Origin of the sequence: Pedobacter caeni, from assembly GCF_900129215.1 — a bacterium.
Classification (GTDB): Bacteria; Bacteroidota; Bacteroidia; order Sphingobacteriales; family Sphingobacteriaceae; genus Pedobacter; species Pedobacter caeni.
Window position 1 is genome coordinate 563,081 of sequence record NZ_FQUQ01000001.1, and the last position, 22,780, is coordinate 585,860.

Genomic DNA, 22,780 nt, shown 5'->3' on the forward strand with positions numbered 1-22,780 from the left:
CAACATCAGCTGGATCTCTTGTTGGCTTTGTCTTTAGAACTCAAAATATATTTCATTAAATAACAGGGTAGATAAGGGATATATATTGTAAATTGTGGATCACCAGATTTTTTAAAAGTGTTTTTTATCCAGGATCATTTATTGCAGGGGACTTAAGCGATGATGACCTTAGATACATCATGCCTAAAATTAAGGACAAAGTAGAGGCCTTACGTTTGTATATAGAAAACAACCTGTCAGATAATGAAGGTGATTCCTGGCCCTATGTACATAATCGGCAAATAGTCTATCATATAGATCGTTTATCGAAAGTAAATTGCGAACAATTAGTTTTGAAAATTTGGGATTGGGATGCTGAAATAATAATGTGTTTGGCAGATCCATTTCTTGAAATTTCCAATCCAAATCTGGATGGCTGTTTCTTGTATTGTAAGCTTTTTTTGGCCGCTGAAAAGTTTGAAGATGTACATTATCTGGGTGATAATTTACCATATGCCATAAGTCATATTAATACAGGAACTCAACCATTGGGTTTCTATGTTGATTTAGAAACTAAAGTGATGGAAACATTTAAAGATTATGATCCGTTGTTTATTTCTTATATAAGGGCAAAGCTTGAAAAGGAAAAAATGCTGCGACAGGAAAAATCCTGATGTGCAAGAACTTTCATTAGATTAATGATTATAACTTCATTTTATAAATTTGACCCATCATCAAAATGAATAATAAAAACATGCAAACTGTACCTGATATTGAGGATAAAATCGAGGCTTTGTATCTATTTATGGAAAGCAATCTGTCAGGTCGTTACGCTGAAGACTGGACTTACATGCTTGATCCTGAAATAGTTTTTCATTTAAATAGTTTATCGAAAGAGGAATGCGAAAATTTAGTTTTAAGAATTTGGGACTGGGATGCAGACATATTAATATGCTTAGCCGACCCATTTATTGGCGATTACTATTCACATCTGGATGGTGGCTTCTTGTACTGCAAGCTTTTTTTAGTCATAGAGAATTTTGGTGATTTAGAATATCTTTATGATAATCTGCCGCATGCGGTAAGTAGAATTAATGCAGGAACTCAGCCATTAAGTTTCTATGTTGATTTAGAAAATAAAGCTATTGAAACATTTAAAGTTAAAGAGTCTTATGGTATTGATTGCATAAGGGAAAAATTCGACAGAGAAAGAAAGCTGCAACAGGAAAAATCCTAATACAGTAGGTCATTCGTTAAAAAAATGATCATAACTTCATTTTCTTTAGCCAGTCTTTTTCGATCTGAGTTATGGTTTGTAAATCCGCTACATATGAAGGATTCGGAATATACCAATCCATTTGTTCATAATATTTTTTCAGGTCCACACTCTTAAAAACATAACCTCTTCTTGCAAAGGGTAGGTTTTTCAGGATTTTCTTTTGTAACTCATCTGTGGGTTCTTTAATGAAATCCTGTTGATAGTAGGAGAAAGGCAGGTAAAACAGGTCTTCAGTTCCGTATTCATTCTTCGCAGACAGGAATAATTCGCCCCTGGGCTTGAAGTTTTTCCTTTGAAAGATGATCTTCCCCTTTTGGAGATGAAATCTTAAAGCGTCATTTTTCTTAAATGCATCTTTAAGCGCTTTAACGTCTGAAACTTTACCAACTCCGTCGATTTTCCAGTCGGTACTGGCTTTAAAAAAGGTTTTGTCGAGGTTAAACGTTTCAAATTCTCCCGGATCTACGATTAAGGTAAAATCATCAATCTGCTTATTTCCCCAGCGGTTTGCAGCGGTGAGCACATATTCAAAGTCATAATTATAGTCAACTGAACCGGATACATCATACTTATAAGTGTGTTTTATGATGTTTAAACCCTTTTTAAACTTTGCCTTGAAATGGTAAACGTAAAAGAATCCGACTTCGTTTGTATTGTCTATACTTTCCTCAATCTCTGCCAGACTTTTACTTTTGATGATTCCGTTGCGTGCATAAGCCTCATCTTCAACATAAGCGACTTTATAGTTCAGTTTCTGGTCATTTAGAACAACAGTAAAGTCGTGCATATAGCGATGCAAGCCATTTTTTGGAGTGCCGTCCACATCTCCCGATGGGGAAAAGGCTTCAAACCCTACGGTGATGGTTTTCTCTGCCTTAGGGTTGTAAAACTCATAATAAACGGTAACCTCAATAAACTTATCATTAACCTTTTTTAAAGTCAGGATCTCTTTTTTGACACTGATATCTGTTTCTTTAATTGGAATAAGCTGATTTCCTTTAGCATAAAAGGCACCGTCATTTGCAAAAGTTCGGCTGCTGAAAAGGGTAAAAAAGAAAAGGATAAGTATATATTTCATTTTTTTTTCTCTTAAAATTTCCAACAAGGTAGAGAATTTTATAGATAAACCAGATTGGAAAAATTTTTATTGAAGATAGCCCTGAAGGAGACAATAACCAGCTCCGATGACCGTCAATGTGACTCCGGCAGCAAGTAGGAGTATGGTCCACCTGAAAATCCTGGTATAGGTATATGGCTTGGCTTCAGTGGGATTTTCCGGGGAATATATAAAAGTCAGTTCGTCGCCAACAGACCAGTCTGAAGGAGAACTTCCAACCGGGTAGCGATAAACGTAGGTCTCCTGTTGTGCCGTACTGAATTTAAATACCGGATGGTAAATGAATCCGCCATCATCTGGTTTTTCTTCCAGTTCAATGACCTTTCCGATGGTATATTCTGCATTCTTTACAAATTTCAATGTCCGTCTCAACCAAATTAAGGAGATGAGGCTGAGTATAATTCCAAGGATTAAAAAACTAAGGTAAATCATAAGCAATGTAATTGATCAGGTAGTTCCAAGGTATCGTTCAAACCAGATATAGCTGCCACCAACAATCGTTAAAGGGATGGCAAAAGCCATTAAAATAATCGTCCAGCTAAACAGACCGAAATAAGTGAAAATCCTGACAGAACCATCAGGGTCATCCGGAGCGTATAAAAAGGTTGCTTTCTCTCCAATGGTCCAGCCTGGAGGATTACTGGAATGAAGATGCCTGTATACGATTTCCTCATTGTTTTTGGTGATGATTTGAAATACTGGTGAATAAGAGGGTCCATCATCAATGGATATCTTTTCGATTTCAATAACGACACCAATTGCCCGTTCAGAATGTGCTACAAATGCCAATGATTCTTTCAGAATAAATAAGGAAACGATCAGTAAAATAATTCCTGCAACTAATGAAATTCTGTAGGACATCGCTTTTACAGGCTAATTCAGGGTAAATATAAAATCAGCTTCATTGGTATTACCAACATAAAATTTCAGGGTAGCCTTAGCTGATTTAATCAAGGGGGCAATTGGTCCGATCAGATCAGAGAACTGCATTTTTAGCACATCCATATCGGTATCTTCCGGTACACGTATCAGCAGATCCCCACCACTTGGCCTGATCTGCCAGTCTTTGAATGCTTCTTCCTTTTGGAGCATTTGTTTCCATTCCTGCTGGTATTTGCCCATTTTTTCTCTTTTGTAATAAAGTTACAATTTTAATTACCCATGGTAAACCCTCGATGCACTTATTTTTCCATTACTGATTTCCAGGACTTCCGCAATCAGCATATCAGGTTCGTCGGCTACAGTTCTGATGTATTCCATGAAAACACGCTGATGGTTAGCGGTAAAGGAAGTAGGTTGATAACGTAAAGAAGGCAAACGCTCAAAAGAATCCTGCCACCATTGTCTCAAAGCAGCCTGACCACGTACGAGTCCGTCGGTTTCAGGATGTCTTATTTTGAGCTTCGGACTGAAGTGTACGGCATCCTCAGCATATAAACTTAAAAGCGCTTCCAGATCATGTGCATTGAAGGCGGCAAACCACTGCCTGGCAATTTCTTCGAAGGCTTCGAGGCAACTGATTACGGTTTGTTTGTTCTCGGTCATGTCGATCTAGTTTTGATTAAGCGTTTTCCAGATCTGCAATGATCAGTTTTTTCATCTTCATCACTGCATTCATCACCCTTTGACTACGTTCAGGATCTGTAACCAGTTTCAGGATATTTGCCGGCACAATTTGCCAGCTGATGCCGTAAGGATCCGTTAACCAGCCACAGGCAACTTCCTTGCCACCATTTGCCGTTAACTCAGACCAGTATTTATCTATTTCATCCTGTGTTTCACATGCTACAACTATAGATATCGCGTCGGTAAAATTGAAACCATGAGCATAAGAGCTGTCCATGGCCATCATCGTAAAATCATTGATCTTAAACTGGGCATGTTTTATCAGGTCCGGATTTTCACCCTCTTCTTTTGTATACTTCATTACGCCCTGAATGGTAGAATCTGGGAATAATCTGGTGTAAAGGTCAATTGCCGCTTGCGTTTTACCGGTATTTGCACCGGTAAACATAAAAGTCGGACTGAACTTTTGTGGGGTATCCGCCTTACTTCCAGTGTACAATTGCCAGGAGACACCAAATTTATCTTCTACCCATCCGTATTTCGGACTCCAGTCGTAACTGTCCAGTGGCATGAGGGCCTTACCTTCGGCTATTAATTTATTCCAGTATTTTTCTGTTTCTTCTGCAGTCTCTGAAACCACCATAAATGAAATTGCCGGAGTTGGAGATGTAGTTGGCCCGTCGTTGAGCAACATAAACCTTTGGCCACTCAAATCGATTAATTTCACAAGAGAGGAGCTGTGGACAAGTGTTCCTTCTCCAAAAGCCTGCATATAATAGTCTGATGCCTCTGCAATTTTACCTTTAATGATCAGGCAAGGATAAATAGAGTTTTTCATGATTTTTAAGCTTTAGTGTAAAGTCGTTTAGTGATACTAATATACCAATGTTAAACGGAGTTCGTATGTCGGATAGCCGACAAATAAAGGGGGGAGATGCGACATGGTATTAGACGGAATAGCTGAACCGAAATAGCTGAACTGAACAATAAATTGATGATATTTAATCATTCTTCGGAATATTTATCAAAATGTAATGTGTCAAAAATGCAGATTCAAGATGTAAAAAAGACAAATTCAACGTATCAAAAATTGCAGTAAACGGTCAAAACAATAAAAGATGAAAACACAGGTCATTATGAAATCATGGAAATCATTGCCTATGGAAATGATAAATGTGATCCTTTTCCTGATGCCCGTACCAATAATTCTTTATTATGATGAAGTAAATCTGCTTGTATCTGCGCTGATGATGATGTATTCGGTTTTTGTAATTGGAGTAGGGGTTTATGTTATTTATGCGCTTAGGTTTCCTCCGGAGATGATCTTATCGGATGCCGGTGTGCAATTTAAGTATGAGGGATTTTATGAATGGAAAGTACTTGAAACCTATAGAATTGAAGAAACTATTTCCCATGTCAAAACCGAAGAAGGGAACATGATCTATACCAGACATACCCTGGTGATTGACCTTGCCGATGGAAGCTCATTACGTGTATCCGCAGACCAGCTGGATCAAAAGCCAGCCCAGCTCATTCCGCTTTTTGAGCAAAGAAAATCCAGAGCCGTTTCAGCATCATAGTAAAGGGAAATCCTTATCTTGAGCTTAATCATTAATCCCTAATCTAATTGTTATGAAAAAAACAATCATCTTAAGCCTTTTATCGGTTTCAGTCGCTACCGCAGGCTATGCAACAACATTAAGCAGCTCTGGAGCTGGCAAACTGGCTGCTGTTCCAATGGCCCTGGAGAAAAAAAATACCACAGATTTTAACGTACGCATCACTTTAGTTGATATTTATGGCAATCCGCTTTCAGGAAGCAGCGGATTGCGTGGTTTTTGGGCACGTAATGAAGCAACCGGCGAGTATTTTTATCCTGGAGGCCGGGAAGACGAAGATAAATTTGAAGCGCTTCCTTCCGGCACTTATACTTTTGGTGCTTATCCGGGTGCCTGGGATGGTGCCGTTCAGAAAACAGTAACCTTAAGCAGTTCAGAGGTTGGACCAGACGGTTATATCGTTGTGCAGTTGACCTATTGGGTCGAATAATTCCAATCGCTTAAAACGGCTTTTATTAAACAGGTTTTAAGCAACTTTATTAAACAAGTTTTAAGCAAGTTAGTAAATACACTTTAAACAGCTTTAGTAGCATATATTAAGGCTGTTTAATTTTTTTCAATTTTGTTTCCTTCCAAAGCATATTTCTTTGGCTTAAGTCCAATGTATTTTTCAAATACCCTTGCAAAATGACTTAAGTTTGAAAATCCCAGCTCATAACCAGTCTCGGCAACCGTCAGCCCTTTTTCTTTTAAGAGGGAAGCCGCTTCGTTCATTCTATAATATTGATAATAATCGTAAATGTTTTTCCCAAAGATCTGTTTAAACAGACGCTTTAATTTGGACGTACTCATACCCGCAAATTTAGCCAGTTTATCCAGTCTTGGAGGTTGGTTAATCTGGACAGTAATCTTGTCTTTTACCAGATAAATGGTCTTTACATCTGCTATGTTTATGCTTTGAACGGCTACTTCCCGGCGCTTCAATAGTTCCGTAAATAAGAGGTAAATCAGCTCCTCAGCCTTTAACCTGTAAAAGAAAATCCGGAGCTCTCCGCTGATTGTTGTAGTTACCATCTCCCTGGCCAGCTCCTGCATTTGAGGGGAGATGATCTCCTCGTACAAAAATGGCTGATCCCTGTTCATCATGTTGTCCAATAGCGTTGTTTCCTCCTGAGCATAAAGCAGCTCTTTCAGCAAACTGACATGAACGCTGATCAGAATAGAATTGATTTTTGAATGTATGGGAAAGAAGTCTTCATAATTAATACCGGTAGAGGTGATCTGAACGAAAGGTAAACCAGGTACCCGACTGAAAAAATTATGGAAGGCCATCACCACTACTTTTTCCCCATTCTCAATTGCAGACCGTTTAAATACCAAATCTTCATTCAGCTCATATTGCCGGATCATAACCCGGATCCGTGGGCCAAGATCAAGACCTTTGATATAGCCCTTTCCAAGATGTTCAGGAAGTTCCACAATGCCATTCTCCAGCTTACTGCCAATCGCCTCCGCAAAGGCGCTTAACATACCAATACCTTCAGAAGGAACAAAGTTGAAAATCATATCATGACCTTTTAGGACTGTTTTTTGAACTAATGTAACTATTTTATTCTTTAAAGGTCATGTAATTTTGTATCGTAACACATTAGAAATGGAACCATCATAAGCACACCACTTACAAATAGCAATGAACCTCGCTTGCGAACTCTTGAGAATCATTGAAAACCAATAAACGATCGAAGAAAACAATAAATATCAATGAATCATAGGCACATGATAGCTTCATAACCTTTAAAAAACAAATATATTCCAATGAAAAAAAACAAAACATTTGCGATCATAGGTGGCGGTCCGGGAGGATTAACACTGGCGAGGCTTTTACAGCTTAAAGGAGTAGACGTAAAAGTCTATGAAAGAGATTTCAATCAGGAGGTCAGGGTTCAGGGGGCAACACTTGATCTTCATCAGGAATCCGGTTTAAAGGCCCTTTGTGCAGCGGGACTGATGGACGAATTTTACGCTAATTTTCGACCTGGAGCAGGAAAATTACGCGTCGTAGATAAAGATGCCATCATAAAAATGGATTGGGACGAGGAGGAAGGTCAGGAAGAGAACCGTCCCGAAATTGACCGTGGACCATTGAGAAATATTTTACTGAATTCCCTGGCACCGGGTACAGTGGTATGGGACAGTCAGTACCTTTCGATGGTACCTTATGGAAACCAATGGAAGATCAGCTTTAAAAACGGAAGCTCAGCAACAGCAGATATCGTCATTGCTGTAGATGGGGCCAATTCGAGGGTCAGGCCCTTGATTACAGCGATTACTCCGGTTTATTCGGGTGTCACTATCGTGGAAGGGAATGTCTATCATGCCGATAAAAACGCTGCCCGTTTACAAAAACTCCTGGGTGGCGGAAAAATCTTTGCGCTGGGAGAAGGGAAATCTTTGATCTTAAGCGCAAAGGGAGATGGTAGTATTTCCTTTTATACGGGGTGTAAGGTAGAGGAATCCTGGTTGCAGGATAGTGGAGTTGATTTCTCAGATAAATCGGCAGTATTCGATTGGTTTAAAACAGAATTTGGTTCATGGAATGAGATCTGGCAGGAATTATTTCAGGGCGATGAGTTTTTTTTTGTTCCGAGGCCACAATATCATTTTCCAACGGACCAGCAATGGACCTCATTGCCGAATTTAACCATGATAGGGGATGCGGCACATCGCATGCCTCCCTATACTGGTGAAGGGGTTAACATCGCGATGCTGGATGCACTGGAATTGAGCGAATGCCTAACCAATGAAACGTTTCCAACGATTGCTGAGGCGATAGCGTATTTTGAGAAACAAATGCTCAGCAGGGCTTCAGCATCCACTCAAAGTGCGCTGGCCTCGACTGAAATGCTGCATTCTGATGATGGGCTTGAACGTTTAATTCAGCTTTTTGACGATTTTTCTGAACCTGTGAAAAAAGATTTTGCTGAACCTCTGAAAAAGTAATATTGAAAATTCCTGATTTTTACATATTTTTAAAATGGCATTGTGTTAATCATCTATATGTTAGTGGATTGACTTTTGTCTTAAACAAAGTATGGCTATGAAAAGAAAAATTAATATCCTCTTCAACGCTGTTTTAGTGCTGCTGTTTAGCGTAACCACGATGGCATCTGCACAGATGAAGCTTAACCCGGGAGTGGTCAGCTTTCAGCAGAACGGGAAATCCTATACTGCTAAAGTCACCAATGGCCATGCCATGATCGGAATAGATAAAAAGGCGATTTTTGGTTTGAATTGCAGTGTCGAACAAGACAACCGCTTACTCAGCGTTTCAATTGATATCAAAAAAATGGGAGAGTTTAAACCAGGGAAAACCAGGCTGGGGAAAATGGATGATCAGGAGCTTGGCAACTTTGCAGTTTTTATAAATACTGGTGATGGGAATGCCGATCCCAACGATCCTGATACAGGAGCTGCTTCTCCAAAAGATGTCTCGGCAGATGCGGAAACCGGCAGTTTTACGTTGACTACAGTTCAGGTTCAAGGAAACACCGCAGTGATCAGTGGCAGTTTTGAATTTTCAGGAAAAAATTCGATTGAAGAGGGGGCAGAGAAGAACATCTCTGTAAAAGGAAGTTTTGCCAATGTGCAGGTGCGTTGCCTCAGCCCGAACTTGCTTAAAAAGCAGTAGTTACATCCGGAATCCATAAGGGTTTTCAGTAAAATACCCGGAATAAATGAAAAAAAGCGAATCATTTGAGAATGATCCGCTTTTCTTATATTGTGTTTGAATGATCTTATTTCACTCGCTCAACGTATTCTCCGGTACGGGTATCTACTTTTACTTTATCACCCTGATTTACAAACAAAGGTACTTTTAGTTCCACACCATTTTCTGTAGTTACCATTTTCAGTGCTCCTGAAGAAGTATCACCTTTAACAGCTGGTTCTGCGTAAGTAATTTCCAGTTCCACAAAGTTTGGTGCCTGAGCCATAATTGGTTCTTCACTTTCGAAGGAAACGATCACATCCATTCCTTCTTTGATAAATTTTGCGGATGGTCCGAATAGTGCTTTTGAAACACTGAACTGCTCAAAAGAGGTATTGTCCATTACTACAAAATAATCACCTTCTTCATATAGATATTGATAGTCGTTAGTTTCTACACGGCAAATTTCAACTGCCTCATCAGTTCCTAAACGGGCTTCTACAATTTTCCCAGTTTTGATATTGCGAAATTTTCCTAAGTAGAAAGCGCCACCTTTACCTGGTGTACGATGTAAGATTTCAGTCACTGTTACCAGTTCGTTGTTGAAACGTAAAATATTTCCTACTTTAATTTCAGATGCCTTTGCCATAAAAATATAATTGTAAAATTTGAGTCCAAATATATAAGGTTTTTTGAATACTTATATGTTCATTCCTCATTCCTGCTGTTTATTAAGTTTTAAGTGCTTTATTTTCTGTTGTTTATATTGACTGAATCAGGTTTTTCTTTATGAAAGCTACGGTGTTCAGACGATTTCAAACTGATATACACCTGCGCCGAGCGTGATTTTCGAAGCAATAACCTTTCCGTTCCGGTATACTTTCTGGCCTTTGACAAGGGGGAAACTAATTACGGCATCCGAATTTGCCGGGATCGTCACGGTATAAATCACCTTATTTCCTGATCTTTTCCATGCAGAGCTGATCTTACCATATGGCCCGTCGTGTTCTGCTTTGAAATGCTCCAGTCCGCTTACGAAATTGGGGCGTAACTGTATCCGTTTAAAACCTGGCTGTTGCTCATCCGGATGGATGCCACCGAGTCCCTTGAAAAACCAGCCACCAATTTCCCCAAACATCATGTGGTTTAACGAGATGTCTCTTTCTGCTTTAATGTCCCAGTTCTCATAAAGTGTCGTGGCTCCGTTTACAATCCACCATCCCCAGGAAGGGTAGGTATCCTGTGCGGCCAGCTGATAAGCAGTTTCTGCCTGTCCGTTCTCACTCAGGGCATTTAAGATTGCTTTGGCTCCAAGCACCCCAACATCCAGGTGCATGCCATCTGCTGCAACTCTTTTGGCCAGATTTGCGGCAACCTTAGCTTTTAGTTCTTCCGGTACGAGCCCCCATTGTAAGGCTACACTCAGTTCGGTCTGTACACCGGAAGCATAGATACCTGTTTCAGCGTTGAAATATTTGTCGTTTATCGCGGTTTTGATCTTTTCTGCAAGTTTGCGGTATTGCTCGTAATCTGCTTGTTTATTCAATAGTTTTGCGGTTTTGGAAAGGATAGTCGCATCTACAAAATAGTAGGTTGATGAAGTATATTCCAGGTCTGATTTCGATTTAACAGGAACCCAATCTCCGCGACCAAACGTAGTCAGGCCCTTCGGACTGATTTGTGTGAGGTAATCTACATACTTTTTCATGCTCCCGTAGCTGTCTGCCAGCAGTTGACTGTCCCCATAAAAAAGGTAGATGTTCCATGGAATGATCGCTATCGTACTTGTCCAGTCGGTTCCATTTGCAGTTCCATAACCCCAGCCCCCTGTAGGAATAATATCGGGAAGTACGCCATCTGGTTTTTGCTCATCCCTATGGTCGGCCAGCCATTTTTCATAAACTGTGATTCCGTCGAAATTAAAAAGGCCGGTTTCTATGGCAAAATGTCCATCACCTGTCCAACCGTTCTTTTCCCGTTGCGGACAGTCAGTAGGGTAGCCCATGAGGTTCGATAAATAGGAATTGTTGGTTGCCCACCATAGCTTGTCTATTAAAGGGTTAGAAGAGTTGATTTTGCCTTTTGGCGCAACATCGCTATGCATGAAATAACCGGTGATGCTTTCCTTGCTCAGCTGTACAGGCTTGCTGCTGGTTACTTCTACATATTGAAACCCTTTATAATTGAACCTGGGCATGAACTCCAGTTCTCCTTTTCCTGATAAGGTGATGATATCCGTTTGAAAAGGGTCCGTCTGATCTTTCGGGCGGTAGTAAACATCAATATTGGAAAGGTCAACTCTGCCATTCGGATATAGGCGCTCCCCATGTTTTAAACGAAGGACAGTACCATCATCTCCCTTGACCCTGATTTTTGTTACACCGGATATGTTCTGACCAAGGTCAAAAACATAAGTAGTGTCGTTCAGTTTTTTCATTGATTTTACCGGGATTTCCTGCACATTCCGGATGGGTTGCATGGCCTGAGCCACCAACAGGTCTGAAGGTGCTTTTCTAAGGCGCACAGGTTCCCATTTACGGTCGTCAAAATCTACGGTATTCCATCCAGGTTGTTCCTGGCGGAAATCATAATGCTCGGCAGTATAAATGTTATTGGAAACGATGGGACTTAAGCTGGTTTTCCAGTCCTTATCAGAGGTAATTATGGCTGTTGTTCCATCAGTATAGGTAATTCTCAGGTCCGCGCAAAAGGCCGGTCTTGCCCGCCATGCTGCTTTGTCAAAATTCCAGACCGCTATTGCCTGGTGGTTGTACCAGCCATTTCCGAGCAGAACACCGATGGCATTGTTTCCTCTTTGCAATTGGGCAGTTACATCATAAGACACGTATAAATTTCTTTTGTCAAAACGGGTATACATTGGGTCAAGCCGGTGATTACCCACCTTTTTGCCGTTCAGGTACAACTCGTATAATCCTGCCGCAGCAATATAGGCCCTGGCAGATTTAACCTGCTTTGTGGTTTCAAATGTTTTTCTGAAATAGGGGGCAGGGCGCTTATGGATATCATTTCCATCACTGATCCATGCACCTTTCCAGTTGTCTGCCGTCATCATACCGGTTTCAAAACTCGCAATCGGCGCATTGCCCGCTAGTTTTCCGTCTTTATCCCACAGTTCAACCGTCCAGAAGTATCTGGTAAAAGCGGTTAGTGGTTCGCCTGCATAGCTGACCAGACTGCGGGAAGAATTTGTTTTACCGGAATCCCAGGAATTTCCCTTTTTCTTTCTAAGTGTTACTGAATCCTTACCAACGAGAATCCGATAGGCTGTTTGTCTGGCATTCTGGCGTGTATCCATCATCAACCAGGATAAACGGGGTTTTAACGCGTCGATTCCTATAGGATTGAGGAGGTGTTCACATTGCAGGGCAGCAGGCTTAGCCATCAAAGGATCTTTGGCTGATCCGGCTGAGGGGAAGGTAAACAGGATCGGAAGGAATAGGGAAAAGAGTGTCTTGAAATAAGGCTTCATCAGTTTAAAGTTAAGTGTTATTTTACAATAATAGGTCCCTTATGGATCTTTAGCAACCTGTACCGTCCTGCTGTTTGCTCAGTTTTCCGGCCCAGGTCTGGTTATTTAGAGGGATGGATACAAAAAAGCTGACAGTCGCCACAACTGTCAGCATCATAACCTAAAAAGAGAGCGTTAATATTGTTACTGAGGGTTCTGTGGCAGGTTGTCCAGTGTCACCTCTCTTTGCGGTATCGGGAGTAATAGTTTGTTTTGTGTAGGCTGATAAGATCCTGCAGGAAACTGGCTCGGGTTTTTGGCGATTTCCCTTTGTCCATGTGCCGTTAATACCGGTATGGCATTTCCTGTGCGGACAAGGTCATACCAGCGGTGATTCTCAAAAGCAAGTTCTACCTTACGTTCCTGATCAATCGCAGCTCTGAATTCTGCCTGGGTACTGACCTTAAGTGCAGGAACCACATTGTCTGAGGTTTTTGGATTAAGTCCGGCACGTTTTCTGATCTGGTTAAGTAACGTATATGCTTCCCCATCTGCAACAAATCCCTGCTCATTTAAACATTCCGAGATCAGCAGCAGCACATCTGCATAGCGGATAACGGGAAAGTTTACATTGGTTTGGCCTGGTTGTACAAAACCCTGGTTGTATTTCTTAACATATGGGACCGCAACAAATCCGGAGCTGCCGGTAAAACCTTCAGCAAGGGAAATAGCTTTTCGTAAATCGCCAGGTTCATAAGCAGCGATCAGATCTGTGGTAGGGGTATTCCAACCACTGTTAAAGTTCAGGTTTGTTCCGGGATCATTGGTCACAGCCGTGCCGGAATTGAAGGGTGCAAACTGATACATGAAGTTGCTCGACAAATTGGTTCCTGCGGTTGAATAGTATTGTATTTCAAACACAGACTCTGCATTGTTCTTGTTGGTGGTCAGGAAGATATCCCCATAAGCTGGCAGGATACTATATCCGGTTACCTTTCTCAAAACAGTAATTGCCTCTCCAAATTTTTTCTGCGTCATGTAGACCTCACCTAAAAGTGCATTTGCAGCACCTTTGGTTGCTCTCCCTTTTTCTGAGGAAGGATAGCTGCCCACATCTGGTAGCCCGTTCGCCGCATCAGTCAGGTCCGAGATGATCTGGTTGTAAACTTCAGTTACGCTAGCTCTGCCTTTTGAAGGTGCCTCACCCGGAGATTTAATGGCTTCCAGGCGTAAAGGAACGCCACCAAATTGTCTCACCAGGTTGAAATAATGAAAGGCACGGAGGAATTTCACTTCTCCTGTGGCCTGAGTTTTAGCTGCAGCAGACATTTCAATTCTTCCCACATTGTTCAGTACATCGTTGCATCGGGAAATGGCTACATAACAGTCTCTCCAATAGTCCTGAATGAGGGTGTTTGTAGAGTTTACCAGCAGCTGATCTACCAGCTCCCTGTTTTCCTGTCCCCTTTGTGGCGCATTGTACTGGAAGGTGGTATTGTCCGAACGCATTTCGCCAAATACCCAATAACTAAAAGTGCCCATTCCTCGTAAGCTGCTATACGCGCCTACGACACCTTGCTTAAGGTCTGATTCTGTTTTCCAGAAATTGGCATCGGTTAAACCGGATTCCGGTTCCTGATTTAAAAAGCTCTTTTTGCATCCTCCAACAGAAATAGCGATAAGAAGGAGGGCTAGGAATATATATTTCGATTGATTTCTCATGGTTAAATTCATTTTAAGTTAAAAGGTCATATTAATTCCGGCAGTGATGACCCTTGGCAGCGGGTAACTGGTAAAATCACGTCCGGGAGTCAGCACAGAAAAACCGTCATTGGTGCTTGCCTGAGGATTCGCACCGCTATACTTGCTGAACGTAACCAGGTTCTGGATGCTGCCATATAAGCGGAGCCCCTTGATCACCCTCGAGCTGCTGATGAACTTTTGTTTGAAATTATAGCCCAGGGTGATGTTCTGGATGCGTAGAAAGCTGGCATCTTCGATCCATTGTGAGTTCACTTCCCGATAAAGTGTTCTGCCATTTACGGTAGTAGGTACGAGACCATCCCCGGGGTTCGAAGGGGATCTGAACCTGTTTAATACCTTGCGGTCTACGTTGAACACCCCATCGATATTCGTCAGGAATTCATTTCCGGTTTTCATGATTTGTCCGCCTTGTGAACCAATGATCAGCACATTCAGGTCGAAATTTTTATAGCCGAAACTATTCGTGATTCCGTAGTTGAAATCAGGTTGGGAATTTCCAATAACCGTGAAATCTTTAACCGCTTCTATAATTCCATTGCCATCAAGATCCTTATACCTGACCGATCCGACGATAGAGGAATTGTGTTTTGGCTGTGTGGCAAGTTCATCTGCGTTCTGGTAAATGCCATCAAACACAAATCCGAAGAACTGGCCCAATGGTTTGCCCACCTGACTGATATGGGTATAATTCCCTTCACCACTACGGCCACTATAAATAGGTGCATTGTTGTTGCCGGGGTTCAGTTCTAAAACGATATTCCGGTTAAAGCTGATGTTTAAATTGGTGTCCCAGGTAAACGCACCTGTCAGGTTTTTGGAAGTCAGTCCAAATTCAAAGCCGCGGTTCCTTACTTTTCCAATGTTTACGGTTGCACCGGAATACCCGGACGCAAGTGGAAGTTCCACATTTAAGAGGAGGTCGCTGGTGATGCGGTTATAAAAATCAGCAGTCAGGTTCAGTCTGCTGTTGAAAACGGAGAGGTCCAGACCCAGATCGAATTCATCTGAATTTTCCCAGGTCAGTTTTTCATTCGCAATTGATCCGGATGCCCGGCCACTCGCCAATTGTCCGCCAAAGGAGTAATTTGCTGATCCTATTCCTGAGGCATAGGAGTAATTGCCGATGTTAAAATTACCTGTACGTCCATAACTGGTCCTTAGCTTCAGGTCGTTGATCCATTTAACATTTTTCAAAAACTCTTCTTCAGAGGCCCTCCAGGCAAATGCGCCGGATGGAAATGTGCCGTAACGAACAGTCGCACCGAAACGTGAAGAACCATCAGAACGAATGGTACCGGTAAGCAGATATTTGTCTTTAAAAGTATAGTTTACCCTTGCAAGGTAAGAGATCAGAGACCATTTTTCTACGCCTGCAGATGCTCCGTTGAGTAAGGTTGAAGCATTAATGGTTTTAATCAGGTCATCCGGATAGTTTGTGGCGCCGAAGGAATAACCGTTGTAACGTTCTTTCTGAGCGGTATATCCCACAACTGCATTGATGCGATGGTCTTTTGCAAAGGTCTTATCATAGGCGAGTGTAAACTCAGAAAGCCAGTTGGTATTGGTATTCTGTGCAGTATTGGAGCTTGGAATAGAGAGGTTTGGATTTGGATTCCCCGTTTCACCGATCACAAAGGTCGGATTGAATGCAAAGGAACTGTTATTGGTGTAATCAAGGTTAAAGCTATACTTTGCTTTCAAGCCATCAATGATCTGATATTCAGCAAAAGCAGTGGCCAGTCCTCTGAAATAATCGGCTTTAGTACCAGAAAATTCCAGGGTATTTAAAGGGTTTCCCGCTCCGATTGCACCAGGGGAGGTAATGAATACCGTTCTATTTCCTGAGGCATCCGTAACCGGAACAAGTGGACTAAGCCAAAGCGCACGGGTCAGTACATCTCTTTGTCCGGACTCAAACCCACTTCTGTGCTGAGTACCACCACTTGGGGCAAGGCTGATGCCTACCTTCACTTTTTTACTCAGGTCGGATTGCAGGTTGAAATTCAGGGAGTAACGTTTATAGTCTGTATACCTTACCGTTCCTTCCTGCTCCAGTCTGTTAATGGAAGCCGAATACTTTGTCGATTCAGATCCTCCTCTGATGCTTGCATCCACGCTGTTTTGCATCGCTGTGCGCAATACGGCATCATACCAGTTTGTACCCTCACCATATTGGGCAGGATTTCTGAATTCTGCCGGGATGTCACTCTCTTTTGGAACCAATCCTCTGGAAGCAAAGTCATCGGTGATGATGTCTTTTCTGAATTGTGCATATTCTGTGCCATTAAGTACCTTTGGCCTGCCTTTTTGAGGGACCTGCTGACTACCGATATAGCTGTTTACATTCACTACAGGAGCCCCTGTTTTTCCTTTTTTTGTGGTGATGACAATCACTCCGTTTGAACCTCTTGACCCATAGATTGCGGTGGAAGAAGCATCTTTTAAAACCGTAACGGACTCAATGTCATCGGGGCTAAGAACATTCAGCGGGTTATAACTCTGACCTCCCGTGTTGGAAATGGCAAAACCATCCACCACAAATAAAGGACTATTGGATGCCCCTATAGAGCCGGCACCTCTCACCTGGATGTTTACTCCGCCACCCGGCGCACCGGTAGGCGTGCTGATCTGGACACCCGGAATTTGTCCAACCATTTTCTGATCAATAGAACTTACCGGTAAGTCTTTGATCTGCGAGGCCGAAATGCTGGAAACAGAGCCGGTCAGGTCTTTCTTCTGGCTTGTTCCATAGCCGATCACGATCACTTCAGACAGTTGGTCATTCTGTACTGTAAGTGCCACATTTACAGAAGTCTGGTCTGCGATGGTAAATTCTTTACTGGCGTAGCCAATATAGCTGAAAACGAGGACCGCGCCCTTAGGTGCTTCCAGTGCAAAAGCTCCGGATGTATTCGTTACCGTTCCAGTAGTTGAGTTTTTAACTTTAACAGACACTCCGGGAAGCGGACCTCCGTCGCTAAAGTCTGTCACCTTTCCTGTAATCTTTAAACTTTGTGCATAAATGAAGCTGCTCAGGAAGCACAGACAGCACATCAGACCTATTCCTTTTTTTGATAGGCCGATTAGATTTTTTTTGCTCATAATACGTTGATTTGGTTTAGTAAGGTTTTGTTCATTTTATCGATTTATCAAATAGTTAAATAGGGATTGTTGAGCTAATCTCGTACATCAGATTTGTGTCGGCAACCTGCACCATCCTGCATGGGGACAGTTTTTCAGGAGCAGCCATTGTCCTAAAGAAGAGCATTCAATGCCTGAATTACGATGGTCTGGTTCAGGCTGACGATAGGGGTTGAAAGGGCCTGGTAGGGCTTGGAGCCCATTTAAACCTGTTTATGCCGGGGATCTGGTTTTCCAGAAAACACGTGTGGTATATCGCTTCTTACAGGGGTGAATGCCACATGAGCCTTGAAAGATTAAAATTTGCAGTACAACAACATAGCCGGAAGATGCTTTCTTCCGGCTATACAGGTCTTAAAAAGAAGGCTAAAGATCAATAGTGGTGTTGCGCTGCCGAATAGAATTTGAGTTGAATAATGTCGTTGGGTAAGGCTTTGCTATTCCATGATTTGTGAATGGCAAGGGCAGCACCAACTGCGGTTGCCTGTGCCATAGAGGCGGCAAATACTTCAAGTTCCGGAAATGCTGCCGACAGCAGGTTCATGAATATCGCATTTTTACTAAAGCCCCCATCCACGAAAATCCGTTTCACAGTAGTTCCTTTTAAGACCATTTGTGTCGCATGGTACTGCTGAGCTATCAGATCCAGCATTAGCTGATGGTAAGCGATGAGGTCTGTGGCATAATCGCTGAGCTTTCTTTTGGAAAACAGCGACTCATTTATTGTTCCGGAGCTTGGTTCCACTTTTGGTTCATCGTCTGGTTCAGGGTTTTTCCTGAGCAGTTCTATGATCCCCGGATCGAACACCGCATTGCGGTAACTGATCACATCTCCGCCGAAATGGGCTGCAATGCGCTTTATCTGCTGCTCATGCTCATAACCGGCAAAAACACGGGAGGCTTTTACGGGTTTACCCTCAAACTGAAGGTAACACAGACAATCGTTCTTTAATTCATCTACCGTTAAGGGATCCGAATTAAATGGATTCATACTGATGCACCAGGTGCCTGTAGACAAGAGAATGAAGGGCTCCTGAAAATTGATCAGGTAGGGGATCAATGCTGCTGAGCTGTCATGGAATCCAATACCCACCGCATAATTGTTCCCCGGAAAAGCCGCCGGCATCACATGATCCGATGGCGCAACAGGGGCCAGCTTGTCCAGAATACCTTCCGCCTTGACCCATTTATGATAGTCCTGCTTTTCGAAATCCCAGAGGGCAGTATGACAACCTATGCTGGTAAGGTCAGAATAAACCGCTCCGGAGATCAGATAACTTAAATACTGAGGCAGATGAAGTGCATACTTTATCTGTTCAAAAAGTTCCGGTTTTTCCTGTTTGATCCGGTAAAGTTGTAGTCCGGAATTCAGGCTGCCCAATACAGGAGAGGCCGTCGTATTGGCAAAGGATTCTTCCCCTCCATACTTCGCATAAAACTGATGTTTCAGCTCCTCAGGATAGGGCTTCAGGTAATTATATAAGGGGGCTAAAGGTTGTCCGTCTTTATCGATGTACACCAGACTGGCTCCATAAGTGGTGAAATTAATGGACTTGACCTCAAATTTCGGGTTCTTAAACACCTCCCTCAGCGAGTCAAATATGGAGAGCCTCAGGCTTTCCAGGTTTTCACATGGATCACCATCCTCATCAACAGTTTCTGTAAATCTGGCCGTTCTTTCAAAAACAATATGGTATTGCTCGTCAAAAAGGAATAACTTCTTATTCGTCTTGCCGACATCAAAAATGGCAATTACAGGAACCGGTTTGTTTTGCTGTCCCATTAATTATAATCCTGTAGCGATGGTTTTATTGCCGCGGTTTCTGATCAGTTCTTTTCGCACCTGGCTTTCCCTGTACAAGGTTAAGGGCGACAAAGCCGCACCAGCACGTAAACGGGCCTCGGCAACCAATGGCCTTACATCTGTTCTGAAAGCGTGTTGCAGGATTTCCTGACAACGGACTACATCATTTTCCGCCTGAGCCTGTACCAGTGCTGCACGGTCTACAGAAAGGGCCTGTGCATAAGCAATCATGATGGCTTCCACCGACTGGAGCAGGTCTTCCAGCGGATCTTTTACATTGTGTGAAGCATCAATCATCCAGGCAAGGTCTTTTGTATGGTTCATTCCACGCTGATCCATTCCTTCTACCAGTTCATTGAAGATCAGGAACAACTGATAGGGTTTCATACAACCGGCAGTCAGGTCGTCGTCCCCGTATTTTGAATCGTTAAAATGAAAGCCCCCGAGCTTGCCTTCCATCAGCAATAAGGAAACGATCTGTTCGATATTTGCATTGGGCAGGTGATGTCCAAGATCCACTAATGTGAAAGCTTTAGGGCCAAGTTTATTGGCATACAACAACGATTGTCCCCAGTCTCCAACCGTGGTAGAGTAGAAGTTAGGCTCGAAGGCTTTGTATTCTACAAAGACCTTCCAGTCTGCGGGTAAAGCGGCATAAATTTCCTGAAGACTTTCCAGCGTATTTTGAAAGGCCTTTCTGAAGTTGAGCTGTCCGGGGAAGCAGGAGCCATCGGCAAGCCAGATGGTCAGTGCTTTTGAGCCCAGTTCCACACCCTGACGGATCACCTCTATATTATGCGCAATGGCTTGTTGCCTGACTGCCTTATCCACATGCTGCAGGGAGCCAAATTTATAACTCTGGGGCTGATCAGGCTGATCCTGAAAGGTATTGGAGTTCATGGCATCGAAGTTCAAGCCATATTGACTGGCTATTGCTTTGATTGCCGGAACATTTGAGGTGCTGTCCCATGGAATGTGCAGGGAAACGGCTGCACTGGAGGCGTTCAATTGATGTAACAGGCCGATGTCTTCCAGCTTTTCTTCTATGTTTCCGGGTTCACCCCCAAGAGAGAAACGGCCAAAACGCGTTCCTCCGGTACCTAATGCCCAACTTGGGATACCGATTTGAAAGTCGGTCAGTTTTTGCAGTATCAATGCGGAATTTTGAATTTCGGTGGTCACATAGGCCAGTTGTTGCTGGTGTCTGGAGAATAATCGCTCATTATGAGAGGTGATCTGGTGCTGCTCTAATTTCATAATCTTATTTTTAACGTAAAAAGGCGTTGGCTACGCCACCATCAACGTTTAGTACATTTCCGGTTGATTTGTTCATCAATCCACCCACAAAAACAAAACATGCATTTGCAATGTCTTCAGGGAGGATCATTTCATTGAGTAAGGTACGTTTTGCATAGAAAGCCGGCAACTCTGCCACGGTAATTCCATATGCTTTTGCCCTTCCTTCGGCCCAGGCGCCCTCCCAGATTTTACTTTCTGAGATCACGGCATCGGGATTCACGGTATTTACACGGATATGATCTCCTCCCAGTTCTGCTGCATTTAACCTGCTCAGATGCAGTTGTGCCGCTTTTGCAGAACCATAACCCGCGTTATTAGGGCCGGAAACCAGGGCGTTCTTGCTGACGATATTGATGACATCGCCACCAATGGATTGTTTTCTAAGGACTTCAACACCTGCTTGTGTAACGAGGAACTGCCCTTTCACAAGGATGTCGTACAAGAGGTCCCAGTCTTTTTCAGTATGTTCTTCAATAGGTTTGGAGATGGATATTCCTGCGCAATTGACCACAATATCAACCCCTCCAAATGCTAAACAAGCATAGTGATATGCCTGGCGAACGGCATCAGCACTGGTCACGTCCAGTAGGACCGCTGCATAGGCATCTTCAGCAAATTCGGCTTTAAAGCTTTCTTTTGCCTGAGCCAGTCGGTTGTCATCATTGTCGTTGATAACCACACAGGCACCCTCATTGATGAATTTCCGGGCAATTGCTTTTCCTATACCACCCGCACTGCCGGTAATCAATGCTACTTTTCCGGTAAGTGGCTTAGGCTTAGGCATCCGCTGTAACTTCGCTTCTTCCAACAGCCAGTATTCTATATTAAAAGCTTCCTGTTTTGGCAATGAAGTATATTGGGAAATGGCTTCAGCGCCTTTCATGACATTGATGGCATTGATATAAAACTCTGCGGCAACCCTTGCGGTTTGTTTGTCCTTAGCGAAAGAGAACAGGCCAATTCCGGGATATAAGATGATCACAGGATTGGAGTCCCGGATTGCAGGACTATCTTCGTGCTTACAACTCTGGTAATAATCCCTGTACATTTGCCGGTATGCTTCAAACTCCGGAGCCAGTTTGGTCTTGATTAAATCCAGGTCTGTCCCATTTTCTCCAGTCTCCAGCTTTAATACCAATGGACTGATCTTGGTTCTTAAAAAATGGTCAGGACAGCTGGTGCCCATAGGGGCGAGGCGGTCCAGGTCATTGGAATTGATAAATTCCAGCACTCTGGCATCATCTGTGAAATGGCCAACCATATGTCTTTCACTGGAACAGAAGCCCCTTAAAACGGGAGCAATCAGTGCAGCTTGTTTCAGGCGATGGTCCTGTGTGCTGGCCGCTATTTTTTGTCCGCCAAAGACAGGTCCTTTTTTGCCATATTCAGATTCCAGAAACTCAGAACATTTTTCGACTACTTCCAGCGTGTTCAGGTAACATTCATAAGCGGTATCCCCCCAGGTAAATAAGCCATGGGAACCCAGCATAATGCCCCGGATTCCAGGGTTTTCATCCAGGCATTTGCGCAATTGAAGGCCGAGTTCAAAGCCTGGTTTCTGCCAGGGCACCCAGCCCACTGTTCCTTTAAATAATTCCTTTGTAATTTGTTCTCCATCCGCTGCCGCGGCAATGGCGATCGCTGCATCGGGATGTAAATGATCTATATGGGCAAAAGGTAAGAAACCATGTAATGGCGTATCAATAGAAGGGGCTTTTGATTCCAGGTCATAGATACAATGGTTAAATAAGGCTACCATTTCATCCTCATGGGCCAGGCCTCTGTAAATATTTTTCAGGTTTCTCAGCTGATCTACGTACAATGCGGCAAGGCCAGTCTTTTTGAGGGTGCCTATGTCACCTCCAGAGCCTTTAACCCACATTACTTCTGTGTATTCTCCGCTGAGCGGGTGTTTGGTAATCGCTTTGCAGGAGGTATTGCCACCTCCATAATTGGTGAGGCGCAAATCTGCACCCAGTAAATTTGAACGGTAGATCAGTAATGCGATTTCATCTCCGGCTAGTGTGGCTGCCTTTTCCTCATCCCACAAATAGCTTACATGCTTAAAATCAGTTGTTCGAGAAGTCATAAATTCCA

20 protein-coding genes are annotated in these 22,780 nt (G+C 42.9%); 6 read left to right on the forward strand and 14 right to left on the reverse strand.

Annotated elements, in window-relative coordinates:
* Positions 1-179 precede the first annotated feature (179 nt).
* Both BUC20_RS02265 and BUC20_RS02270 read left to right on the forward strand, forming a co-directional pair.
* Entirely contained in the window at positions 180-653 is a 474-nt protein-coding gene (locus BUC20_RS02265; protein WP_073226867.1) for a hypothetical protein, read from the forward strand.
* A gap of 65 nt (positions 654-718) precedes the next feature.
* Positions 719-1,216 (forward strand): hypothetical protein, encoded by a 498-nt coding sequence (locus BUC20_RS02270; protein ID WP_073226870.1) that lies wholly within the window; start codon positions 719-721, stop codon positions 1,214-1,216.
* A 28-nt stretch (positions 1,217-1,244) separates the two neighbouring features.
* Here BUC20_RS02270 and BUC20_RS02275 read toward each other — a convergent pair whose 3' ends face one another.
* The 6 genes from BUC20_RS02275 to BUC20_RS02300 all read right to left on the reverse strand — a co-directional run bounded on the left by BUC20_RS02275 (position 1,245) and on the right by BUC20_RS02300 (position 4,779).
* Entirely contained in the window at positions 1,245-2,336 is a 1,092-nt protein-coding gene (locus BUC20_RS02275; protein WP_200800873.1) for a YARHG domain-containing protein, read from the reverse strand.
* A 66-nt stretch (positions 2,337-2,402) separates the two neighbouring features.
* The gene (locus BUC20_RS02280; RefSeq protein ID WP_073226872.1) at positions 2,403-2,807 is read right to left on the reverse strand and encodes a DUF3592 domain-containing protein; all 405 of its coding nucleotides are present in this window, start codon (positions 2,805-2,807) and stop codon (positions 2,403-2,405) included.
* Positions 2,808-2,822: 15 nt separating this feature from the next.
* A complete protein-coding gene (locus BUC20_RS02285; protein ID WP_073226875.1) occupies positions 2,823-3,236 on the reverse strand; it encodes a DUF3592 domain-containing protein in 414 nt (137 codons plus the stop codon).
* A 12-nt stretch (positions 3,237-3,248) separates the two neighbouring features.
* Positions 3,249-3,497 (reverse strand): hypothetical protein, encoded by a 249-nt coding sequence (locus BUC20_RS02290; RefSeq protein WP_073226878.1) that lies wholly within the window; start codon positions 3,495-3,497, stop codon positions 3,249-3,251.
* 33 nt (positions 3,498-3,530) lie between these two features.
* A complete protein-coding gene (locus tag BUC20_RS02295) occupies positions 3,531-3,920 on the reverse strand; it encodes a nuclear transport factor 2 family protein (protein ID WP_143166675.1) in 390 nt (129 codons plus the stop codon).
* Between the two features lie 16 nt (positions 3,921-3,936).
* Positions 3,937-4,779 carry a VOC family protein gene (locus tag BUC20_RS02300; RefSeq protein WP_073226881.1) on the reverse strand — a complete coding sequence of 281 codons (843 nt, stop codon included), beginning with the start codon at positions 4,777-4,779 and terminating at the stop codon, positions 3,937-3,939.
* Between the two features lie 280 nt (positions 4,780-5,059).
* Here BUC20_RS02300 and BUC20_RS02305 point away from each other — a divergent pair, with 280 nt between their 5' ends.
* Positions 5,060-5,521, forward strand: coding sequence for a hypothetical protein (locus BUC20_RS02305; RefSeq protein ID WP_073226883.1), 462 nt, complete (start codon positions 5,060-5,062; stop codon positions 5,519-5,521).
* A 52-nt stretch (positions 5,522-5,573) separates the two neighbouring features.
* The gene (locus tag BUC20_RS02310) at positions 5,574-5,990 is read left to right on the forward strand and encodes a hypothetical protein (protein WP_073226885.1); all 417 of its coding nucleotides are present in this window, start codon (positions 5,574-5,576) and stop codon (positions 5,988-5,990) included.
* Between the two features lie 116 nt (positions 5,991-6,106).
* On the opposite strand, the gene BUC20_RS02315 is transcribed toward BUC20_RS02310, so the two are convergent.
* A complete protein-coding gene (locus BUC20_RS02315; RefSeq protein WP_084528458.1) occupies positions 6,107-7,066 on the reverse strand; it encodes a helix-turn-helix transcriptional regulator in 960 nt (319 codons plus the stop codon).
* A 249-nt stretch (positions 7,067-7,315) separates the two neighbouring features.
* On the opposite strand from BUC20_RS02315, the gene BUC20_RS02320 reads away from it, so the two are divergent.
* Both BUC20_RS02320 and BUC20_RS02325 read left to right on the forward strand, forming a co-directional pair.
* A complete protein-coding gene (locus tag BUC20_RS02320) occupies positions 7,316-8,500 on the forward strand; it encodes an FAD-dependent oxidoreductase (protein ID WP_073226888.1) in 1,185 nt (394 codons plus the stop codon).
* A gap of 97 nt (positions 8,501-8,597) precedes the next feature.
* Complete coding sequence (locus BUC20_RS02325) at positions 8,598-9,188, forward strand: hypothetical protein (RefSeq protein WP_143166676.1); 591 nt, start codon at positions 8,598-8,600, stop codon at positions 9,186-9,188.
* A gap of 106 nt (positions 9,189-9,294) precedes the next feature.
* On the opposite strand, the gene efp is transcribed toward BUC20_RS02325, so the two are convergent.
* From efp to BUC20_RS02360, 7 genes are all read right to left on the reverse strand, one after another.
* Positions 9,295-9,855 carry an elongation factor P gene (gene efp / locus BUC20_RS02330; RefSeq protein ID WP_073226892.1) on the reverse strand — a complete coding sequence of 187 codons (561 nt, stop codon included), beginning with the start codon at positions 9,853-9,855 and terminating at the stop codon, positions 9,295-9,297.
* Between the two features lie 156 nt (positions 9,856-10,011).
* Positions 10,012-12,696, reverse strand: coding sequence for an alpha-L-rhamnosidase (locus BUC20_RS02335; protein ID WP_073226894.1), 2,685 nt, complete (start codon positions 12,694-12,696; stop codon positions 10,012-10,014).
* 183 nt (positions 12,697-12,879) lie between these two features.
* On the reverse strand, positions 12,880-14,397 hold the full coding sequence (locus BUC20_RS02340) for a RagB/SusD family nutrient uptake outer membrane protein (RefSeq protein WP_073229402.1): 1,518 nt from the start codon (positions 14,395-14,397) through the stop codon (positions 12,880-12,882).
* Between the two features lie 18 nt (positions 14,398-14,415).
* Entirely contained in the window at positions 14,416-17,541 is a 3,126-nt protein-coding gene (locus BUC20_RS02345) for a SusC/RagA family TonB-linked outer membrane protein (protein WP_073226897.1), read from the reverse strand.
* A 412-nt stretch (positions 17,542-17,953) separates the two neighbouring features.
* Positions 17,954-19,363, reverse strand: coding sequence for an FGGY-family carbohydrate kinase (locus tag BUC20_RS02350; protein WP_073226901.1), 1,410 nt, complete (start codon positions 19,361-19,363; stop codon positions 17,954-17,956).
* A 3-nt stretch (positions 19,364-19,366) separates the two neighbouring features.
* Complete coding sequence (locus BUC20_RS02355) at positions 19,367-20,641, reverse strand: sugar isomerase (protein ID WP_073226903.1); 1,275 nt, start codon at positions 20,639-20,641, stop codon at positions 19,367-19,369.
* 10 nt (positions 20,642-20,651) lie between these two features.
* On the reverse strand, positions 20,652-22,772 hold the full coding sequence (locus tag BUC20_RS02360) for a bifunctional aldolase/short-chain dehydrogenase (protein WP_073226906.1): 2,121 nt from the start codon (positions 22,770-22,772) through the stop codon (positions 20,652-20,654).
* Positions 22,773-22,780: the final 8 nt, after the last annotated feature.

What these genes read in the sequence shown, in the direction of transcription:
- BUC20_RS02265 (WP_073226867.1), top strand. Translation starts at nt 180, where the DNA reads ATGCCTAAAATTAAGGACAAAGTAGAGGCCTTACGTTTGTATATAGAA.
- BUC20_RS02285 (WP_073226875.1), bottom strand. Translation starts at nt 3,236, where the DNA reads ATGTCCTACAGAATTTCATTAGTTGCAGGAATTATTTTACTGATCGTT.
- BUC20_RS02350 (WP_073226901.1), bottom strand. Translation starts at nt 19,363, where the DNA reads ATGGGACAGCAAAACAAACCGGTTCCTGTAATTGCCATTTTTGATGTC.
- BUC20_RS02270 (WP_073226870.1), top strand. Translation starts at nt 719, where the DNA reads ATGAATAATAAAAACATGCAAACTGTACCTGATATTGAGGATAAAATC.
- BUC20_RS02355 (WP_073226903.1), bottom strand. Translation starts at nt 20,641, where the DNA reads ATGAAATTAGAGCAGCACCAGATCACCTCTCATAATGAGCGATTATTC.
- BUC20_RS02340 (WP_073229402.1), bottom strand. Translation starts at nt 14,397, where the DNA reads ATGAGAAATCAATCGAAATATATATTCCTAGCCCTCCTTCTTATCGCT.
- BUC20_RS02310 (WP_073226885.1), top strand. Translation starts at nt 5,574, where the DNA reads ATGAAAAAAACAATCATCTTAAGCCTTTTATCGGTTTCAGTCGCTACC.
- efp (WP_073226892.1), bottom strand. Translation starts at nt 9,855, where the DNA reads ATGGCAAAGGCATCTGAAATTAAAGTAGGAAATATTTTACGTTTCAAC.
- BUC20_RS02295 (WP_143166675.1), bottom strand. Translation starts at nt 3,920, where the DNA reads ATGACCGAGAACAAACAAACCGTAATCAGTTGCCTCGAAGCCTTCGAA.
- BUC20_RS02290 (WP_073226878.1), bottom strand. Translation starts at nt 3,497, where the DNA reads ATGGGCAAATACCAGCAGGAATGGAAACAAATGCTCCAAAAGGAAGAA.
- BUC20_RS02360 (WP_073226906.1), bottom strand. Translation starts at nt 22,772, where the DNA reads ATGACTTCTCGAACAACTGATTTTAAGCATGTAAGCTATTTGTGGGAT.
- BUC20_RS02315 (WP_084528458.1), bottom strand. Translation starts at nt 7,066, where the DNA reads ATGATTTTCAACTTTGTTCCTTCTGAAGGTATTGGTATGTTAAGCGCC.
- BUC20_RS02305 (WP_073226883.1), top strand. Translation starts at nt 5,060, where the DNA reads ATGAAAACACAGGTCATTATGAAATCATGGAAATCATTGCCTATGGAA.
- BUC20_RS02345 (WP_073226897.1), bottom strand. Translation starts at nt 17,541, where the DNA reads ATGAGCAAAAAAAATCTAATCGGCCTATCAAAAAAAGGAATAGGTCTG.
- BUC20_RS02335 (WP_073226894.1), bottom strand. Translation starts at nt 12,696, where the DNA reads ATGAAGCCTTATTTCAAGACACTCTTTTCCCTATTCCTTCCGATCCTG.
- BUC20_RS02320 (WP_073226888.1), top strand. Translation starts at nt 7,316, where the DNA reads ATGAAAAAAAACAAAACATTTGCGATCATAGGTGGCGGTCCGGGAGGA.
- BUC20_RS02325 (WP_143166676.1), top strand. Translation starts at nt 8,598, where the DNA reads ATGAAAAGAAAAATTAATATCCTCTTCAACGCTGTTTTAGTGCTGCTG.
- BUC20_RS02300 (WP_073226881.1), bottom strand. Translation starts at nt 4,779, where the DNA reads ATGAAAAACTCTATTTATCCTTGCCTGATCATTAAAGGTAAAATTGCA.
- BUC20_RS02275 (WP_200800873.1), bottom strand. Translation starts at nt 2,336, where the DNA reads ATGAAATATATACTTATCCTTTTCTTTTTTACCCTTTTCAGCAGCCGA.
- BUC20_RS02280 (WP_073226872.1), bottom strand. Translation starts at nt 2,807, where the DNA reads ATGATTTACCTTAGTTTTTTAATCCTTGGAATTATACTCAGCCTCATC.